Genomic DNA, 20169 nt, shown 5'->3' with positions numbered 1-20169 from the left:
CATACGCGTCTAATGTGAGGTCGCTCTTTTTCAGCCGCCACCTTGGCTGCCTCGAGAATATTCGAGGAGAGATTGATGGAGGTGCTCATGCCGAAGATCATACGACGCACCAAAGGTCAGCCCCACAACTTCCTCCGTCGATCCAGCACCCTCCTGAGGTCACGCGCCCGGCGCGGATCGAAATCGGCCGCGGCCACGATCCGCTCCGCGGCACCATCGGTTACCCGCAGGGCTTGGGCCATAACGCGCTCGGTTGCGTTCACCGTCAATCCGATCTCCGTGCAGAATGCCCGGAACGCCTTGCCGCTGATGTTGTCCTTGCGCCCCTGCACGGACAGCGCCATCGTGGAATCCCCGTAGGGCACCGTTGATGGAATGTCGTAGATAGGGGACATCTCGGCCCTGCGGCCCCTCCAGATCAACGACAAATTCTTCGCGTGGAGGTCGCCGTTTCCGGTCAGCCAGGCAAGGGCGACTTGGAAGGCGATTGATCGGGCAGTCAAGCTTGGCGACGCACTCACGCCCATCAACGCCTCCGCCACCTCCTCCATTGCTGGGCTGTACTTCGCGCTCGGGTACAGGCCCATGACCTGCGCAGCGTCTTCGACGTGGAGCCGGGTACCGTCTAACCGGTCGAAGCGGGTGATGAGGAGTCCGGGGCGACCGGAGGCGTCGATAAGCAATTGCGTTTCAGCGAGCGGGTACTTGGCGGCGGCTGCGATGGCGAAGCACTCGGCCTCATTCTCCACAAGCTTCGGGTACTCGGGCGGGGACACCTTGAGAATGCATTCGGTGCTGCGGCCGCGAACTGGGGCCGCAATGGTGCGTGCCGATGCCTTGTCCTGCACGCCGGGAACGGCAATGGGATCCGCGATTCCGGCGTCGGTGATGGCCGCCGAGAAATCGAGCGGGCCAGACAAATCGATCACGGCGGGGGAGGGCGCGAGCGGCTTGCCGTGCGCAACGACGCTGACATCGCCGACCGTGTCGGAACCGACAGCGACGAGGAGGGCTAGCTCATCGTCGAACGACGCCTTGACCGAACGCTTCAACGTGGAGAGCCGCCTGCCCTCAGGCAGCAGGTTGGCGAAAAACGGCGGGAGCGCACCTGCCGAGGTGACATAGGGCGCGCCACTGATCGGCAGCGTTGAGGCCACAGCCTTCGTGGCGCCCTCCACGTAGTCGAACTCCGTGCGGCCATCGGCATGGGTGGTGAAGTGGCCGGCCAGTTCCTCGCCCACGTACACGTCTGCTGCAACAACCGGGGACGTCACAGCAGATCACCCTTGTGCACAACAGGTTCGAGGTCGTAACCGAGAACCGCAAGCACCTCGATCACCTTGCCGATCTCCGCCGTCGGCTTGCCATGCTCCAGCTCCCGGAGGAACCGATCCGACACGTCCGCAAGCTCCGCGACCTCCAGTTGGGTCAGCCTCCGCTCCTTGCGCTGAGCGCGCACAAAACTGCCGAGTGCCTCAATGTCCACGCGCCACGCCTCCTCGCCGATCGTATTACGGAACGTTCGCACCGAATCTGTTCCAATAGGACGTGAGTTTAGCGCAAAACAGTGCATTTCGGTGCGTTCGATCCGAATTGGACGCACGCACCCTCAGTTTTGCGATGTTTCACATCAGATCGGCGCGTTCGTTCCGCCGAGGGCAAGCTCGCAGGGTGGTCGCGGTCGCACACGCACAGCCATCCGCCTATCTACGCACCAAAGGTTACCAACCGCAAACAGTTGGTGCGCACCCAATTGTCCGCAATGCGGAGTCCGCAAGGAAGTTTTCAAGCGACTCCCTTGCGCACGAGTCGAGACTTCCCCGTCTAGAACGGCAGTGTATTTGCCAGCTGGGGAGGGAGACCGCCTGACAATGCAAAAGCTCCGGCCCCTAGAGCCGCAAGCAGGCCGAGCACGATTGCGATGACTCCACCGGTGCCCAGAGACGATCCATTGTCGGCGGAGGCCGTCTTCGTCACAGTCTCGGTTACCTTCGCCTCCTTTGTCTCGGTCACCTTTACCGTCGTAGTGGCCGTAGCGGTGACAGCCTTAGGCGTCGCAGTAACCGTCGCCACCTTCGTGATCGGCGCAGCAACTTCAGTCACAGTGACCGGTGCTGCGACCGCTGTAGTGGTAACAGTTACCGGCTCAGCTGGCGCTTGCACAGCTTCAGTCAGGGTCTCGATAACCGTCTCCGTCTCGGTGACGGTCTCGGTTTCATAGACCGGGTACGGGTCTGGGTACGGCTCCGGGAAATATTCCGTGGATGTAGTCGTCACCCTTGATGTTTCGGTCTTCGTGACCGTTGCAGTCTCGGTTTCGTAAACCGGGTACGGTTCCGGGTAGTACTCGGTCTCAGTCTCCGTAACCGTTGCAGTCTCGGTTTCATAGACTGGGTACGGTTCAGGGTACGGCTCTGGGAAGTACTCCGTGGACGTGGTTGTCTCAGTCACGGTGACACTGACAGTGGCGCGCGGGGTAGTTGTAGGCTTCTTTGGTTCTGCGGGCTCACCAGCGACAAGCGACTTAAGTGGATGAACCGTAAAGAACCCTTCGACGTATTCGCTGGAACCGTCATCGTAGTGAACGGTCACGCCAGTTAGGACATCGAACTGCTCGGGGTAAATCTTTCCACCCTCAAGACGCAGCTTGATCACGTCAGGAGAAACATACGGAGAAGTGTCTCGCTCCATCTTCAAACCGGGATAAGGAGACTCGAACAAGTTGAGATCGATCGAAACCAACCGTCCGCCGTCGCCATAAACCAAGTAGGTCCTTTTTTCGTCCGGACCGAGGTTGTACACATTGCCGATCGTCGGCTCATACAGTTCGGCGGCAGTCATTTCCTTCGCATCGGCATTACCGACAGCAACAACGGAGCCGGCAGCGATCGCGATCGCGATCGCCATTGCGGGCGCCAAGACACGTTTATTCATTTGAGAAACCTCCACGGGAGCTTAAGAACGACTGTCAAAACTTTAGACCGTGGGCGCCCCTCAGGATGTTTAACATTCAACAACGATTAAGCGGGGCTGCTCGCCTCGCTCAACCTGCATGACCCGCCAAGGTCACTCGTCGAACGATCTCCGGTTTCGTTCCATCATCCGCCGAGCTTGCGCCTCCATTCTCGCGAGGTCATTTCTGCTGAACTCTTCAGAAGGGAGGCGGTCTTCTTGCGCCTTATTCCGCCTAAGCTGCCGCTGTGATTGCGTTCGCCGAAAGTTCTTCTGCCTGCGCGGATTAGCCATATTTCGATTCTCCTACCCCGCCGGCAGCAGCTCCGACCGCTCGCCGACCGTGGTCACCACCAGCGCGTCGCGGGCACGCGAGGCCGCTACGTACAGCAGCGAACGCTCGCGCTGCAGAGCGGCGCGGGCGTCTTCCTCGGACAGGTTCTTCAGGCGGAAGCGCAGCGGCATAATCTCCTTGCCCACGCCCATGAGGATCACGTGGGTGAACTCCATGCCCTTGGCGCCGTGCATGGTCATCACGGAAACCTGCTCGTGGGAGGCTAACTCGGCGTTTTTGGTCTGGACGGCGTCGATGCCGTGGTCCGCAAGACCGGAGACCACGCGGGAGAGCTGTCCGCGGGTGCGGCACATCACGCCGACGCGCACTTCCCTACGCAGCCCCTCTTCGGCCGCACGCTCGGCTTCCTCCAGCCAGCCGTCAATCAACGCCGCCGCAACCGCGAACTCCTCGTCCTCCGACGCCGCGGTCACAATCATCGGCGCTGGTCCAGTGCGCACGGAGCGGTACCCGCCAACAGAGTCGACTTCGCCCTCGCCGTCAAGGAACTCCATGTCGCCGCCGACCAGGATGCGAAGCGCGTAATCCAGGTTCGTGTCGAGGGGAGCACGTGCGAGCGACGAAACCGAGCTTCAATGCGTGGACGGGGAGGGAAGACACCGTGGCGACGCTATCGGCCGTGAAGTTATACGCTGAGCGCGAGACGCTCACGTGGAGCTGGATTTGCCACGCTAGATCGGCAGGAAAAACCACGTCACCCCGAAATCTGTTCGCAACGTGATTTTAGACCTCTTAGGTTCAGTCCGTGTTGTTGCAAGGACAATAGCTACGGAAGGAAACTTGCTCCGCTTCCAGGTAGTCCGTTCTGAAGTGCGAATGCGCCAGCACCAAGTACAGCAAGAAGCGCAAAAATAATGCCAGTGATAGCCCCAGCGCTCATGCTGGAGCCGTTCTCTGGATTAGCTGCAGCACTGACGGTTTTGGTTTCTGTGACCTTCACGGTCTCCGGAGCAGCATTCACCGTGGTAGTCACCGGAGGCTCGGTGACAGTTACAGTCGTGGAATTCGCTGGGGTACCCGCCTTTGTTACTGTCTGTGTCTTGGTGACGGTCGTCGCAGCCGGGGTAGAGGTAACAGTCACCGTCGACGCATCGCCAGACGGCTCGAGCTTTTTTGTTACCGTCTGTGACTTGGTGACAGTCGCCGCAGCCGGGGTAGAGGTAACAGTCACCGTCGACGTGCCACCAGGCACCTCAACGCTCTTCGTCAAAGTCGCCGTTTCCGTCACAGTACGTGCGGGTGCAGTTGCGGTCACAGTCTTGGTAACGGCTCGGGTTGGCTTAGCCGAGGTGGCAGGGGCGATCGGCGCACCTGACACTAGCGTCGCAAGTGGCTTGATCGGCAAAGCACCCACGACAATCTCCGAGGTTCCATCGTTATAGGTAACCCGGATTTTGATCGGCACTTCAAAATGCGCCGGATAGATCTTCTTCGGCTGGAGCCTCACATCAATGGTGTGGCGAAATCCCTCGATAGTTTCCTTTTCATACTCGACGGGGTACGGCGGGTTGAACTCCAAAATCTGCATATCATAAAACTCAGGGCCCTGGCCAGAGAGCACAAAGCAGAACGAGTCTGCGGGGCCAGCGTCGAGGCAACCCATGTTCGAGATTTTCGGCGAGTAAAGCTCAGCGTGGGTGAGGTCTGCCGCGTTCGCCGGGGTGGCAATTGAGGCAGAGGTCACCATGACCATCAATGCAGCTAGGGGTGCCAGCCGTTTCATATGAATCTCCTAGATCAAACTAAAGGACTTTTAAAGATAACCACAATTGGTCCGCACGGCGTATTTTTTTTGAAATTAGTTTCACGGCTGAAGTCGTGGCCCTTTCAACTGCATCAATCAAGATCACGAGGGTTGCGTGTTTAGACCACGTGTTTAGTAACGGTGTGGTGAGTTTCGGGTAACGCCCGGGTGAGTATCGAGTAACACCCGGGCGTTTAGGTTGGTAGCGGGGGTTATTGGGTCAGTCGCATGTTGGTGCCTTCGAGTGTGATGATTTCGGCGCCGGCGACGAGTCGGTTGAGTATTGACTCGGCGATGACGGCGTCGGGGATGGATTTGTACCACTCGTCGGGTGTGAACTGGGATGTCACGATGGTCGATCCGCGGGGTTCGCGTTCTGCGAGGATATTGAGCAGTTGGTGTGCGGTGGCGGCATCGATTGGGGTGGTGAGGAAGTCGTCGAGGACTAACACGTCTGTGTTGTGTAGGTCTTCGAGGAACGTGATGCGGGCTGGGTCGTCGTGTTTGAGCACGGCGAGGTGGTTGGCGAGTGTGTCGGTGCGGAAGAAGCGTGCGGAGTAGTCATTTCTGCACGCCGCGGTGAGTAGTGCTTGGGCGAGGTAGGTTTTGCCGACGGAGGATTTGCCCAGGATGACAATGTTTTGTGCGCTTTGGCACCATTGGCAGTGAGCGAGTCGGGTGATTTGCTCTTTGTTAATGGTGCGGCCGGGCGTGTAGGTGATGTCTTCGATACAAGCATCGGGATTTGGCGATCGGGATGCTTTGAGCAGTTTGTTGACTCGCCTCTCACGCTTGGCCGCTACCTCTTTATCGAGTGCGTAGAGCACTTTGTCGGAGAAGCTCCAGTCGTCGAATGCGGGATCGGCGGCGATGTCGATGACGCTTTGTCCGAAGGCGGTCATGCGTAGATCGGTAAAGATCGGCAGGACTGATTCGTCGAGGAAGCGGGCGGATGATGATGCTGGTTGCGGGTGGGGCATGGGTTATGCAGATCCTTTCTTGGTGAGGTTTTCGGGGCTGAACTGGGCAGCACCACCGAGGTAGGCGCCGCGGGTGTCACGCGCTGTCGGGGCAGGCGCACCGTCAGCGGGTCTGCCGGTTAATTGATCGATTGGCAGGTCAGCACCTGTAGGTCGTGTGGAGGTGTCTTTGCGCACGGCGGCCATCATGTTTTTCACCGCGGTATACGACACAGCACGCCTTCTGCCGTCGGTGGACACCAAACGTCTGCAGGCTTCTTCGAGGATTGGCTTGTTGGCGTGTTTGCCCATGTTGAGCACGTTGCGGCACGCTTGGTACGCCTGGGCAGGGATCGCTTTAGCTTCGATGAGCTCGGCAATTACCTGGCGGGTGGCCGGCCCGATCTTGGAGGCTTCGCGCAGGAAGTACTCACTTGTCCACAACCCACGGGTATCACCCAGGTTCGCCGGTATGTGGTCGGTGTCGGTGACATACACCCCGCGGGCACGCGCGAGTTGGTGTCTGGCCACACGCTGCCCGGCGTCGAAGACGGCGAGACTGTCACCGGTGATGCGCACATCCACGGTGCGGCCCACCAGCTGGTGCGGTACCGAGTAATGCGCGTTGTGCACTCTGATGTGGAAATTGGGTGCGACTTTGGCGCGTTTCCATTCGGTGCGCTGCCACGGTGTTGCAGGCAGCGCGGTGAGCACGTCGCGTTCGAACTGATCAAACAATGCGCGTCTGCTCGTCGCATTGCCGCGAAACGGCGTGGCAGCGTTGATCCCATCGACCAGGGCGGTGATTTTCGCGTTGAGCTCGTCTATCCCGACGCACTGGTGGCCATCGAGTGCGTGGATGACGTTTTGGGTGACGATCTTGACTGCGGCTTCGACGCTGGCCTTGTCTTTGGGTCGTTTCGCCCGAGCCGGCAATGCGGCGGTGTTGTAGTGCTCCAAAAACTCCTCGTAGGTGGAGTTGACCCGACGATTTTTGTCCGCGGCACTAATCGCGTTCGAGGCTGTCGAGGCGTTATCTGGCACGATGACCTCGGCAACCCCGCCGAAGTACTCAAACGCGCGGATATGAGCTGCAAGCCATGCGTCCTGGCGCTCATCCGCGCACGCGCAGGCGAACACCATGCCTGAATACGGCAGCGAGGCGACAAAGATACTGACCTTCGATCCTTGCCCGCCGGTGGGGTCACACAGCCGCATCTTTGTGCCTGCCCAGTCCACCTGCATCGTATGGCCTGGGGCATGGGTGATCCTGGCGGTCAGCCCAGCTGCATCAACGTGTTGGGCCACAAGCTGGCGAAACCGCTCGTAGCTGTAATACCGCTGGCCTGGGTCCGCAGGCTGTGCGGTGTAGCGGCCCCACAGTACCTGCAGGGTCACCTTGTTGCGCCCGGTGCGTGCCTTGGCGACAGCGTCGAAATCGATCGGGACGAAATCGCCCTGAGCATGGCTGCGCCCGTCGACGAACCAGTCCACCAGCTCATGATCCGCAACCCCACGAAGTTGCTCACGGGTTGTGATGTTGTGTTCCACCAGCGCATCGCGTGCTTTTTGCACCGTGGTGTGCGAGCACCGCAGACTCGAACAGATTTGGCGGACAGACCAGCCTTTGAGCACTTGATCCATTACCGCCCGGTAGTCAGTCACAATCAGACTCCTCTGGTAACGCCGCGTGCCCTGAAGTCACGCGGTCACCAGAATCCTCCCCCGGACTGTTACTGGATGCTCACCAATGCGTTACTCGATACTCACCACGGTGTTACTAGATACGACCGCGTAACAGGTTGCGTCCCCTAGCATGGTGTAACGCTTGCTTATGGTGGGCTCTGCCAGAAAGTAGACAGGCCAATGTAAGCGATACGAATAGAGATGATCTTCCCTAATCGTCAGTTAGCTCAGCTTGCCGGTTGGTACATAGAGCTTTTGTTCACCTACTCCGCTGCTGAAGTTCGTTGCGCCCCCAACAACGCCTCCCGTAGCTGCTCATCCACCGCGTAGATAAACATGCCCTTGGTGCCGCGGGTCATCAGCACGTTGAGCTCGTTCTGCAGCAGAGTCTCACCAAAGGATTCGCGTGAACCGTCCGCGAGCACGCGGTTTTGCACCGCCTTCTTGTGTGCGGACTCGGACGGGTCGAACACGACGCGCCCGTCGCGGTACTTCACAGAAGGCCCGAGAATAACTCCCGCGTAGTTCAAGTCGAAGCCCTGGATTGTGTAGGTGGAGCCGATCTCGCCGATCGTGGACGGGGTTTCGGACCACGCCTTGCGGTAAGCGATGCGCCGTTCCTTGCGCTCTTCGCGCAGTTGGAGGTTCCACGGCCGACGCAGGTTGCCGGTCTCGTGGTCCACGTTGACGTACCACCAACCGTCGGCGTCCGCCTCGTTCTTCTTCGCCGCGCTGTACGGCCAGTCGTAGGTGGCAATAAGGCGGGAGAGGTTGTTCTCAACCGCGGAGTCCTTCTCCCGGATCGCTTCATCCAAACTGCGTGGGTTATCGAAAATGCGCAGGTCATAACCCTTTGAATCCGTGTGGACCGGCAGGATCACGCCGTCGTCCACGAAGGCGCGGATCCAGTCGATAGTCTGTGTGTCCGCGTTCAGACGCATCTGGTTGGTCAGCCGGATCGGTGGCTGGGCCATGCGGTCGGCGAAGTAGTCCTCGACCGGCGTCTCCCAATGCTGCGGCGTCTCCAGGGTTTGCTTCGGGTCGTACACCGCGACGACCACCTTCGCTCGGTCCAGGATCGCCTCAATCTGCGGCTGGTCGTGGAAGTATCCAAGGGCTTTCTGCGTGAGCAGAAGGTGGGCTTCGTCGATGAGCACAACGTCCGCTGGGTCGTCGGGAGAGAAGCGGTTGATGAACTGGGTGGGGCTGTACACCCGCTCGCGGTCGCCGCGTTTGCGGGAGTCGGGGATACCCGCCTTCTTGATGATCTCCTTGTACACCGCCAGCTGACCGCCGTCATTCTTGTGCCCGGAAACCAAGTACCCGTCGATGCCCGTGCCGTCCAGATCGAGACCGGCAGCCAGGGCACGGAAGCGTTCGTCCTCGTCTTCCACACCCATCATGATGCCGTTGAAGATGCTGCTGATCAGCACAGTTTTTCCGGAGCCGGCCTCGCCGGAAACCAGAATCAGCTTATGATCCAGCGGGTCGTCGCCGACACCGCCCTCCAGCGCGTTGTTGACCGCCTCGAAGATCTGATTCTGCGCGTTGAGCTGCTCCTCGTTCAGCTTCTGGAACGGGGACGCCTTGAAAATCGCGGAGGACGTGATCGCCTCCTTCGACTCGAAGAGGTCGGGCTCGACTCGGTGCAGCTCCTGCCACACCTCGTCGAAAAGCCGGTCCAGGTGCTCGAAGGTGAAGTAGTCCCGCTGCTCATTGGTGCGCCGGTTGTTGCGGCGTTCCACGGACTTGCACGATTCCAGGTAGTGCAAGAACCGGTTTTCCACGTCGAGGGTGAGGGACTTGTTGAAGTACGGATGTCCGATCACGTACATCTCCACGTCGGAGGCACCGAGGAACTCACGCCAGTCTTCACGCGTCTTGGGGTCCTGATAGAGGTGCTGGCGGGTGCGCTTCTTGATGTCGTTGGTTTCACCGACGTACACCTTGTACCGGAAACCATGCTCGAACTCGCGGCGGCTGCGCACCACGTAGACGGTGGGGTAGTTCAGCTGGTGGGTGATCCAGTCTGCGCGCTCGTCTTCGGCGCGCTCACCGTAGGCCGTCTCTAAGCTGACAGCGAATTGGTCGTCGTACCGGACTCGTTGGATAAACGGCTTGGGAAAAGCGTCCACGGGGCATGCCTCATCTGCGTAACGCGGGGTGAGGACATGTCCGGCGGGAAGTCCGTTGGGCCCGAAAGGGAACTAGTTCAACAGGGCGCGCAGGGCCTCGCGGGTCTGCGCGTCCGGAGAATACAAAATGGTACCGATCATCCCGCGTGTTAGCAGCACTTTGTACACGTGGCGCACCAGAAGATCGAAATCCTCGTCCGGCACCGTCTTTGGGTTGCGGAAGTGCGGGTCCTTGTTTGCAGAGCGGACAGTTTCGAAACGCCCGTCTCTCCACACCAGGTCCGGACCGATGATCACGCCCGCCCAATCAAATTCGAAGCCCTGGGCGGTGTACACGCAGCCAACCTGGTCGAAGCCGCCCTCTTGCGTCGCCCACAACGCCGACGGGGGAGCGGTGCCGACACGGCGGTCTTCCTTGTTGTTCCACGGCCGGGCCCAGTCGCCGATCACCACGTCGTCGACCAACCCGTCCCGTTTTGCGTCGGACCATTGCCAGCAGTAGCCGGCGGAGATGCGGGCTGTATAGCCATTGTCGTTGCGCTCTCGCAGGCAGCGCTCCAGCTCCCACGGCGAATCGACGACCTCCACCACCAACGGGTCGTCGTCTGGGAGTGCGGCTTCAAACGGAACGCCGTCGTTAAGCCCGAGTATCTGCTCCACCCAGTCCACATACGCCGCGGACCCGCCGCACCGAAACTGCTCGTCCAGTTCAATACGCACGACCTCGAGACCTTGCGCGCGGGCGAACGCTTCGATCTCGCGGACGGAGCCGAGCTCGCCTTTGCGCACGACCTGGTGGTCGTCGAGAAGAAAAACTGGCACGCGGGCGGCGGAGATGAGCTCGTCGATCTGCAGGCGGTCGCTTCGGTCCGCGGCCCTGGTGAAGCGGTTGTTCGAGGTCTGCCGAATGCGGTGCGCCTCGTCCGCGATCAGTACGTCGATCTCATCCGGCAGCGCTTTGGTGAAGGAATTGAAGTACTTGAACAGGCTCTGCGTGTCCCTACTCCGGTGTCCCGCGACTTTGCGCATGGTCTGCGTGAACGACCTAGACCCGGTCGCATGCAGCACCGTTTTGCCTTCCCTGGCCAGCTCGCCCAGCGCGGATAGCGCGATCGCGGACTTGCCGCTGCCCGGGCCGCCGGACACCACGATGACCCGCTTCTTGGTGCCCGCCCGGTGTACTTCGTGCCTGATCATGTCCACCGCGAGCTGCTGGTCGCCCAGCAAGATGAACTGCTCGCGGTCGCGCACCTCGTCCGCGGCGACCTGCATGAGCTTTGTCGACGGCCGCACAGCCGACCCCAGCAGCACCTCCGCACTGCCGCCACCGCTCAGCCGTTCCTTCAAGTAGGAGCGCAATGCTTCTCGACGTCCTCCGGTAAACACCGGCACATCCCCACCCCTGAGAATCCCGACCAGCCCCTGGTCGCTTTCCGCACCGTGCAGGTACGCCACCGCGTCGACCCAGTCCTCGTGGTCGTGAAGGTTGACCAGGTAGTTGGTGAGGTAGCGCCGGTACCCGTCCACCTGACGCGCGGGGTGGAGCACCGGTTCTGGAAGACCCGTCACGGAAACGAGCGCGTCGTCGCCCTCGAAGGGTTCTGCCGCGGTCCACTGCTTCAGCTCTACGACGACGAAGGACGGATTCCCTGTTTCCGGGTGAGTGCCGGCCAGGATGACGTCGGCGCGCTGCGACGTGAGTGGAAGCGCGTACTCCAGCAGGACATCGACCGCGTCTAGACCAGCCGCTGCCAGATCCTCCGCGAGCGCCGGCAAGCTGTTGCGCCACGAGCGTTGTTCTGATTCCCCGACGGCGGTCTGGTAGTCGCTCATGTACTGCTGCAGCATTGTTTCCACCAGCGAATCGGGGTCGTCTGCGACCCGCATGAACTCCCGAGCGTTCAGGCGCAAACCCGCCATGGCAGCCTCCGTACACGACAAATCGTGCGACGTGGAGGCCTATCTGACCAGCGGGAAAGAAGCCTGTCGGGGTCGCGGTTATGTAAGCGAGGGTAGCAGTATCTGCGCCGTCGAAGTTCTCTTCTACAAACGAAGGGACTTCAACGGCGCGTCATTGCATCTACACGCTGACCTTGAGCTCTCGAAGAAACTCGAGCGTGTTGATGCAAGGCACATTGAACGCAGCCGCCGCATCTGGGATCTTTACCTTTCTCGTTCCTTGCGGCGCCGGAACCTCGTTCGTAACTAGCGTTGCGCCATGACGATAAGCGGAGGCCACAAGCCAAGCATCTGCAATGTCAACGAACTCGTCCGTCGCAGCTTGGCTGTAACCAGGCACTCGTTTATTTACCGCCCAGTCAGTGACCTCTGTATATGCGTCAACCTCCTCTTCGTCCGGGTGAAGAATCTGGAATGACTGCAGATGGTTCAGGTACCAATTCAGCGTTGGGTGGGCCCACCTTCTCATTTCTTGGTGGACCTCCACGTGGAAATAGATTTCAGGCGAGAAGAGGCTCGTCTCCAACTCCGTCCACAGCGATGGAAAAACATCCTGCGGATACACTGACGCCATCTGGCCTAGGAAATTTGTATCGACGAGATACACGGATCACACCGCTTTCCCGTGCTGCATCGCTGCGAGCTTAGATAGCGAGGCATAACTACTAGCACCGAGGTACCGTGCCGCGTCTCTTCCCGTAATCTGCCCATGGCTCCAGGCGCGAGTAACCGTGTCGAAGAAACGGCCGCCGACGCGCGAGCGCACCAATACGTGAAACGGAGGAGCGCCACTGCTTTCTCGCTGTTCAGACGAGCTTCCTTTGAGTATTCCAACCACGTTCGCAGCCTCTTCGCGCGAGGTGAAGTCCAGCTCAACTAGCCGCCAGAGCATCGCTTCCCGGCTCAGACCGAAGCGCTGCGAAAGCCGGTTTACTGCATCCAGCAAGTCCGCGTCAGCGTAGAGACGTTCCACCGCCTCCGCCGGAGCGATCACCGCAGCAGCGAACCGGTTGCACCAACGCTCGACGTCCGCATGCTCAGAGTGATCAGAGATACCGGTGCGCCCAAGAACAACGTGGCCCAATTCGTGGGCCAAGCTGAACAACTGGGCAGTTTTGGCATCCGCGGTGTTAACAAACACCAAGACGTAGCCGCCGTCTTCGATCGTGAAACCTCGGAACTCGCCGACGCTGAGCCCCCTCGAAGTTGTGTTCCCGACGATCGAGTTTCTCGCCACCAGGATTCCGTCTTCTTCCATGGCAGCAGCGAGCTCGGCTACTTTGTCGCTTCCCGGGAGTGGTTTGCCTCTCTCGATACCAAGAAGCTCCCTGGTTCGCTCTGCCGTTTCAGCCGGATGCTGCTCGATCGTGGCCGAGGCATACATCGTCGGCGGGGCGATACCCTCCTCAGCAGCAAAATCGGCGTACCAAGCGAGCCTGTTCTGACTCGAGCGGATAGTCTCCCGCAAATCGGCACTCACGGTGCCCATCGCCTTGTTCCCGACGGTCCGAAAGTCCGTCACTCCCACTCGCTCACCCGACGGCTCATCCAACAGCAAGCGGCCGAAAGGAATGCGAGCGAGCTTCGCGAGCTCCCTCGCCTGCTTCAGCGTTGGGCGAGTCTCACCCGAGTGCCACTGTGGAAGCTTGGGGAATCGCTTCTCCAATTCTGCTTCCGGCAGGCCAGTGCTTTCCAGCGCCCACGCAAGCATGTGGGGCTGGATATTGACCCGGACAGCACTCATGGCTGGGAGTTTAACCTAGCCGTCGACACCCCACACCGCCGCGAACTCCGGCATCGCCAACGCCCACTCCAACGACACGCGCTCCTGCTCCAGACGCTTCGCACCGGAGGCGACCAGGAACCGGCGGGCGCGTTCCTCGTCGTCGGTGAGGTGGGGGAGCACCCGGGTTGTGTCGCCGGGGTCGGCCACGGCGAGGTGCAGGAAGCGCTCCACCGTGTCCACGTCCATGGACACACTGACAACGGGGACGGAGGCGCCGTCGGAAGCCAAACGCGACCGAAGCGCGTTCAGAATGGCGTAACCGTCCGCATCCGCGTCGCCCCAGTACAGCACCCGGCGCGCCTCGCGCACCCACGGCAGCTCCGGCAGCGCGCCTGCGGTGTACCCGGAGCCCCACACCAGCACCGCACCCGAGCCTTCGGGGGCCTGGGGGAGTGCCAGGAACGTCTCCTTGTTCTCCACCACGATCAACACCAGACCGTCCGGCAAGTCCAACGACCCGAACGGCACCGTCATGTCGACCAACCCGGGCGCGGGCGCCAGCGCTCCATCCAAGAACCGCACGCGCATCAGCCGGTCGCCTTCGGCAAGTCCCAGGTCAGACACCCCGAGCAGGCGCTGCAGCAGGCCGCGGTGGGCCGCGATCCACTTCGTGTCCAGGCCCTCGATCGGCACGGCGCGGGCGCGCAGGCCCGAGGAAGGTTTCACGTGAAACCATCGCAGAGCGAGGCACAGGCGGGTGAAGTAGTCTTCCGACAACACCAGCCACGACGACCACAAGTGCGCCGCCCGCTCCCGGAACTCCGGCCAATCCGGGAACAACCCAACCAACACCGCAAATCGCTCGCGGGCCAGCGCAACCTCCCCGGCGCGCCCGGCCACCTCAGCCACGCGGTCCCACCCGGACAACGTCACGCGCACAGGCACGTCCTGTTTGCCCAGTCCCGCCCAGGTCCGAGTGGCCCACTCCACTTCCTCGGCTGGCTCCCAGGCTTGCCAGGCGCGGACGAACTCGCGGGCACCGGTCTCGTCGGCAAGCACCTGCGCGCGTGTTGGGGGATGTAGGGGAACGGAGACGGCCGAAGGTTCGTCGAGAAGCAAAAGCTCCATGTTGAACTTGACGGGCAGCTGGTCAGGCAGGCGCATGGGTATCAATGAGCTCGAAGGTGGAACGCGCGACGGGGTCCTCGGTGTAGTGGACCACGATGGTGCCGTCGACGTAAGGGGAGAGGGTCTTGATCAGCTTCATCGGCGTGGCCAGCACCATGTGGAAACCGAAGCTTTCAAACACGTCCATGGCGGTGCGGGTGAACACGGGGTCGGCGCGGTCGAAGGCCTCGTCGAGCACCACGGTGGCGTAGCGGGGCACGTCCGCGTCCACGCCCGCAAGGCGGTAACGCAGCGCCGCGGCGAGGCAGAAGAACACGAGCTTCTGCGCCTGGCCGCCGGACAAGGACGCGGAATCCACGTGCGTGTTGTGCACCGTGCCGTCGGCGTCCACCTCGTTGCCCACGAACTTCACATGCCTGCGGGTGTCCAGCACGACGGTGCGCCAACTGCGGTCCGCGCGCTCGGAGGAGCCGAGGCGGTCCATGATCTTGGCCAGGCGGTGGTAGCGCTCGATGGCGGTCTTCTCGTCTGCCTCGCTCAAGCTACCGGCGGTCGCCTCGCGCAGGTCCTGCAGGAAATCACGCACGACGCGGTCGCGGTTGTCGCGGACCTCAATCTGCAGGTAGCGCCCCTCGGTGTAGGGGGAGCGGCGCAGCGACGCGTTGATGGGGCCCAGGTTGGTCTCAATGTCGCCCTTCGCGCGCTGCAGCTCCTTGTAGATCGTGTTCAGGTGCATCACGGACTGGCCGTTGAGCAGGTCCAGGAAGCGGCCGCGGAACTCCGGCAGGCGGTCCGAGCGCAGCATCTCCAACCGCGCGATGGCCTCGCCGGCGAAATCGGCCGTGGCCTGCAGTTCCGCAGACTCGGCCGACCACTGGGACTTGTAGTTGGACAGGATGTTCACGACGGCGTTGCTGGACTCCGTGATCGTCTTCGCCGCCTGCTTCGCCTGTGCGTCCAGCTGCGCGGTGACCTTGAAAGCGCTGTCGCTCAAGTTCTCCGGAGTCAGGCGGCGCGTGGTGGCCGCCAGCATCGCCTCCAATTCCGCCGAGAGACCGGGATCCACCTCCACGTGCTCCGCCTCGATCCGCTTCAGCCGCGCCTGGTCGTCCTGCAGCGCCCGCTTGGCCACCGCGAGCTCGTCGCGCACGCCGCGCAACTCCTGCTCAGTGGCCTTCAACGTATCGACGGCCTCACGCCACGCCCGCTCCAGCTCCTTGGCTTCGGGGGAGGAGGTGAGCCGCTCAAGCTCCGCGCGCAGGCCCGCCAACTGCTCCTCGACGCTCGCGGTGTCCACGCTGGCCCACTCCATGGCGGCAATATCCCGCGCCTTTGCCACGTCGCTGGCCAGCGTCTCCTGTTTGCGCCGCACCTCCGCCAGACGGTTGCCCGCCGCCGTCGTTGCGCGTTTCGCCTCCGCAAGCTCCGCGCGCAGCGCCTCCACCTTTGCGTGGTTGGATGAGCCGAGGCGGTAGTTGCGCCGCTCGCCCAGACGCAGCCGGTCGTTCTTCACGTACCGGGCGGAGCCGGTCTTATCGGCCGGGTTGCGCTCCAACCCGTCGATGGTGGCCGCGCGCTGGTCTTGCCGCTCCAGCTCGTCCACGGTGCGTACCAGGGCGTAGTCGAAGGTGCTGGCCAGCATGCGCATCAGCCACGGGCGCATCGGGTGCTCCACCACGCGCACCTTATGGAACAGGCTCAGCGGGTTCCTCGGCCCGCGCGGCACTTCCACGCCCTCGGGCACGGTGCGGTACTCGAGCCGCATCCCGAGGTGCCGCCCGTTGACCCAGCTGCTCACCTCGCGCTCGCGCTCCGCCGGCACCAAAAGGGTCGCGGCAAACCCGCCGAGCAGGCGCTGGATCACGGGTTCCCACTCGGCCTGCTCGGGCAGCACGTCGATAAGCTCGCCCACATACGGCAGCTCGCGCACCGTCAGCCCGGTATCCGCGCACAGCTGCGCGCGCACCTCCACGTAGCGCTGGTCAATGTTGGAGGAGCGGTTGCCTAACGACGCCAACTCCGCCCCCACCGACGCCTCCGCGCCAGCAAGCCTCTCGTGTTCGCTTCGGGCCTTGAACCACTCTTCGCGCAGGCGTTCTTCCTGCTCCGGCGCGGCCGCCAGCTCCGCCGATGCCTGGGCCTTCAGCTCCGCGAAGCGCTCGGTATCCAACGCCCCGTCCAGCTGCACCAGGGCCGCCAGTTCGCGCAGCTTCGCGCTCCGTACAGAAAGTTGGTGTTCCTCGCGGGCGATGTTGCGCTCGATCTCGCCCAGGCTCTGCCCGGCCACCTGCTCCCGCTGCACCGCGGCGCGCTGCACCGCCTCCTGCTGGACTTCCTTCCTCGCAGAAAGGGATTGCGCCTGCACTTCGAGGGCGGCGAGTTGGGCGGAGCTGACGTCGATACGCTCGCGCAGCTGCTTCGCCTCAATCGCGCGCCGCACGTTGGGCAGGGCGGCAGACAGCGCCGCGGTGTTCTCCTGTGTCGCCTGCGCATTCTTGAGTTTGGTGTTCAGCCCCGGCAGGGGAGCGAGCGTCTCAATCTGCTGGTGCACGTCCTCGAGCCGCTCGTACGCCTGGCGCAGGTCCTCATGCGTGGCCACGGCGTCCTCCGCAACCTGGAACGTGCCCGGTACGTCCAGCATGTAGTTGCGGAACAGCTCGTCCATGCTGGACAGGGACTTCGCGGACTGCGTGCGGTGCAGCAGCATCTGCGCTTCCTCGCTGCCGATGCCCAGCTTGGAACGGAAGCGGTTGGCAAACACGGAGTACTGCTCCGTGAACGTCACGCCGGCGGTCTTGTACTTCGCCTCCAGCTTGCGTTTGTCCAGGGAGTTCTGCAGCAGCGGCACAAACCCGTCCACGTCCACCTCGCTGGGGAAGATGCCGTAGAGCGTTTTCACCTGCGCTTCCTGCTGCTGGCCCGCGTTTAAGCGGTAGATCGCGGCGAGCGTGAGCACCTCGCTGCCGGCGCGGTAGGTCAGCGCGACGATGCTGGCGGTCGCCCCGGAGCGCAGGTACTGGCTGCGGATCTCGCCGGTGGCCGGGTCCTCGCTGCGCCGCCACGCGCCGCGGATGTAGGACACGCGGCTGCGCCCCTTGTCGCGTCCCGTTTCCTGCTGCGCCGCGGCGTTGAAACGCAGTTTCCCGGGAGGGACGAGCACGGCGGAAAAGGCGTCGATAAGCGTTGACTTGCCCGAGCCGGACGCGCCGGTGATCAAAAACCCGCGCTCGCCGACCGGGATGTCGTAGTAGCCGTCGAACGTGCCCCAGTTGACCAGCTGCACGCGCGCCAGACGGAATTGTGCTGTCACTGCTTATCCCCTTCCTGGGCCAGGCGCAGGTACTCCTCGCGCAGCGCGTGGACGGTGTCCGCGTCGAAGATGTGGCGCAGCACCGGGGAGACCTCCCAGCGGCCCTCGGTCTCCGTGTCGGTGAGCAGGCTGTACTTGCGGATGGTGTTCACCGCCGCGGTGAACCGCTTCTTAAACCCGGACTCGTCCCGGTTGTCCACCGCGCGGACGTAACTGATTGCGCCGTACAGCTCGTCTTCGCCCACCACGACGCGCTCGCCCGGGGTGGACATGCCCAGCTCGTGGCGCAGCTGCAGCAAAATCGCGGTTTGCAGGTGCGTCAGCGCCTCCGTGCGCAGCACCGGCGGCACCTTCACGTCCTCGTTGTCCGGGCGGACGTGGCGCGTGAACGCGATGCCGGCGTCCTCGTCCACCACCAGCTCCAAGAACACGTCGTGCAGCCGCGAGCGCAGCGCCTCCGTGTCGGTGGTGATGGCGTGCCACGTCTCCTTCTTCCGGTCAGCGGTGATCAGCGGGCCTTTGAGCAGGTCCACCAGTGCGCGCCGGGTTTCCTCGGACAGGGTGCCTGTGTCGCCCGTCCACAGCGGTTCCGTCATTGCATCTCCTTTACTGCTGCCGGGTCGAAGTGCCACCGCGGGACCGTCGCTAAGCGAATGCTCCCATCCTCTTCCTCAAAGCGCACCTCTTCGCTGCCGTCTTGCCGCACCCCGTGCTTGAGGGCCAGGTACACAAGGCCCACCACCGACCCCAAGCCCTGGGTGGCGGGGTGGCGCTCGAGCACCTTGCCTATCGACGCCCCTCCGGCCCGCCCCACCGTCTCACCCACCGCCGCAATCAGCTCCTCCAAATCGATCTCGCTTTCGCGCACCGCCTGGTAGAGCGCCTCCGCGTCGCCCTCTCCGGGCTCGAAGGCCTCTACCTCGGTTGTGATGACTTCCGCGCCGGGGTCTGCGAGCTTGATCTGCGCCACCGAGGCGATCTGCATGCCGATGCGCTGCAAGGGTGTGTCCATCTTGTGCGTGGCCGAAAGCTCCTCGCGCTCCGCGGCGTCGGCGGCGAGCTTGCGGGTGTCGCGCAACAGCTCGATCATGCGGCGGTCCTCGGCGAACTGCTCGCTGGCCACGTAGTTGCGCAGGTTGCGGGCCAGTCGCGTCATCATGCGGTTGACCTCGTAGCCGGCGTCCTCCATGTCGCGGAACAGGGTACGGAATTGCGCGCGCTCTTCTGCCGTCATCGCAGCGTTGTCGGCGCGCTCGAGCACCTGCCCGATCCACGTGTCCAGCCACGCGCCGCGCTCCGGGTCCACCACCAGCGAATAAAACGCGTTGAAACTTCTGCCCGCGTCGGATTCGCCGATCAGGTCCACGCCGGCGAAGATCTCGTCCAGCACGTCGCCTCGCGAGCCCTCCGGGTCCAACAGCTGGCGGCGCAGCTGCGAATTCAGCGTTTCCAGCTCGTGCCGCACGCGCGCGAAGTCGCCGGGGATCGCACTCGCCTGGCCCAGGATGTCGCCCACCCGTTCGCGCACAGTCGCTGGGGAGGGCAGCTCAAACTCACCGCGCTCCACCTGCGCAATCTCGGCCTCGATGCGCTCACGTTCGGCCTCGAGGTGCTTCAGGCGCGAATCGATGTCCGGGTCCGTGTCCCGCGCGAGCGCTTGCAGGGCATTGCTTATCGACGCCACCCGGCTCGCCGTCACCGCCGACCTCGGCGCACTGACCCGGTCCATCATGTGCAGGGCGGTGAGCGCTTGCTCGCTCGGCTCAAGCGTTTCGCCCGTTTCCTTGGTGCCGGACTTGCGCACGAGCCACCCGGCCTTCACCCAGTCGTTGCAGTACGCCTGGGGTGTTTTCGGCAGCTCGAAGGTGCCGCGCAGCACCGCAAAGTCGTCCGCCATGAGCTGGTAGAGCTGCTCCGCCGGCCTCGCCTCAGCGCCGCGCGGGAAGTGCTCCGCCACGACCGCCAGCAGCACCGGGGCGTTGTCCGCGTGCAACAAGCGGATCGCGGCCGACTGCTCCTTCTCACGCTTATACGTCAGCGCCCGGGCCTGGATGGTCATGCCGGCTATCTTCCCATAACCCCCTCCCACCTGCACCGAGAAACTTTTTCGCTCTACATGTAGACACGTTAAGGCCGATAGTCTATATTTGCTTTTGGGCCCCTCCGCCCACGGTCCATCCCCCCCCGAGACCGGTTGAGCACTCACCCACCCCCC

General features: G+C 62.6%; 15 protein-coding genes. All 15 read right to left on the bottom strand.

Annotated features, from left to right (window positions below; translation table 11 throughout):
• Positions 1 to 116: 116 nt before the first annotated feature.
• The gene (locus MHX64_RS07560; RefSeq protein WP_239356532.1) at positions 117 to 1274 is read right to left on the bottom strand and encodes a HipA domain-containing protein; all 1158 of its coding nucleotides are present in this window, start codon (positions 1272 to 1274) and stop codon (positions 117 to 119) included.
• Entirely contained in the window at positions 1271 to 1528 is a 258-nt protein-coding gene (locus MHX64_RS07555; RefSeq protein ID WP_239356533.1) for a helix-turn-helix transcriptional regulator, read from the bottom strand. The genes MHX64_RS07560 and MHX64_RS07555 overlap by 4 nt, the downstream gene beginning before the upstream one ends.
• Before the next feature lie 296 nt (positions 1529 to 1824).
• Entirely contained in the window at positions 1825 to 2907 is a 1083-nt protein-coding gene (locus MHX64_RS07550) for a hypothetical protein (RefSeq protein ID WP_239356534.1), read from the bottom strand.
• Positions 2908 to 3258: 351 nt separating this feature from the next.
• A complete protein-coding gene (locus MHX64_RS07545) occupies positions 3259 to 3801 on the bottom strand; it encodes a 3'-5' exonuclease (protein ID WP_239356535.1) in 543 nt (180 codons plus the stop codon).
• A gap of 272 nt (positions 3802 to 4073) precedes the next feature.
• Complete coding sequence (locus MHX64_RS07540; protein WP_239356536.1) at positions 4074 to 5030, bottom strand: hypothetical protein; 957 nt, start codon at positions 5028 to 5030, stop codon at positions 4074 to 4076.
• Between the two features lie 233 nt (positions 5031 to 5263).
• Positions 5264 to 6031 (bottom strand): ATP-binding protein, encoded by a 768-nt coding sequence (locus tag MHX64_RS07535; protein WP_070771239.1) that lies wholly within the window; start codon positions 6029 to 6031, stop codon positions 5264 to 5266.
• Between the two features lie 3 nt (positions 6032 to 6034).
• Positions 6035 to 7675, bottom strand: coding sequence for an IS21 family transposase (gene istA, locus MHX64_RS07530; protein WP_239356537.1), 1641 nt, complete (start codon positions 7673 to 7675; stop codon positions 6035 to 6037).
• Between the two features lie 284 nt (positions 7676 to 7959).
• Complete coding sequence (locus MHX64_RS07525) at positions 7960 to 9831, bottom strand: DNA/RNA helicase domain-containing protein (RefSeq protein WP_239356538.1); 1872 nt, start codon at positions 9829 to 9831, stop codon at positions 7960 to 7962.
• Between the two features lie 72 nt (positions 9832 to 9903).
• Positions 9904 to 11751 carry a DUF2075 domain-containing protein gene (locus MHX64_RS07520; protein WP_239356539.1) on the bottom strand — a complete coding sequence of 616 codons (1848 nt, stop codon included), beginning with the start codon at positions 11749 to 11751 and terminating at the stop codon, positions 9904 to 9906.
• Between the two features lie 160 nt (positions 11752 to 11911).
• Positions 11912 to 12397 carry a DUF4411 family protein gene (locus MHX64_RS07515; protein WP_239356540.1) on the bottom strand — a complete coding sequence of 162 codons (486 nt, stop codon included), beginning with the start codon at positions 12395 to 12397 and terminating at the stop codon, positions 11912 to 11914.
• 3 nt (positions 12398 to 12400) lie between these two features.
• Positions 12401 to 13534 (bottom strand): ImmA/IrrE family metallo-endopeptidase, encoded by a 1134-nt coding sequence (locus tag MHX64_RS07510; protein ID WP_239356541.1) that lies wholly within the window; start codon positions 13532 to 13534, stop codon positions 12401 to 12403.
• A gap of 15 nt (positions 13535 to 13549) precedes the next feature.
• Positions 13550 to 14680 (bottom strand): DUF3322 domain-containing protein, encoded by a 1131-nt coding sequence (locus tag MHX64_RS07505; protein ID WP_239356543.1) that lies wholly within the window; start codon positions 14678 to 14680, stop codon positions 13550 to 13552.
• A complete protein-coding gene (locus tag MHX64_RS07500; RefSeq protein ID WP_239356544.1) occupies positions 14667 to 17954 on the bottom strand; it encodes an ATP-binding protein in 3288 nt (1095 codons plus the stop codon). Before MHX64_RS07500 ends, MHX64_RS07505 begins: the two co-directional genes overlap by 14 nt.
• Positions 17951 to 18550 (bottom strand): DUF4194 domain-containing protein, encoded by a 600-nt coding sequence (locus MHX64_RS07495; RefSeq protein WP_070843844.1) that lies wholly within the window; start codon positions 18548 to 18550, stop codon positions 17951 to 17953. The genes MHX64_RS07500 and MHX64_RS07495 overlap by 4 nt, the downstream gene beginning before the upstream one ends.
• Positions 18547 to 20013, bottom strand: a complete 1467-nt coding sequence (locus MHX64_RS07490; protein ID WP_239307243.1) for a DUF3375 domain-containing protein — start codon at positions 20011 to 20013, stop codon at positions 18547 to 18549. The genes MHX64_RS07495 and MHX64_RS07490 overlap by 4 nt, the downstream gene beginning before the upstream one ends.
• Between the last annotated feature and the right edge of the window lie 156 nt (positions 20014 to 20169).

This window comes from Corynebacterium sp. ACRPZ, assembly GCF_022346205.1.
Lineage (GTDB): Bacteria > Actinomycetota > Actinomycetes > Mycobacteriales > Mycobacteriaceae > Corynebacterium > Corynebacterium lehmanniae.
Note: the sequence above shows the minus strand (reverse complement) of the source record. Positions and strands in the feature narration are given on the sequence as shown.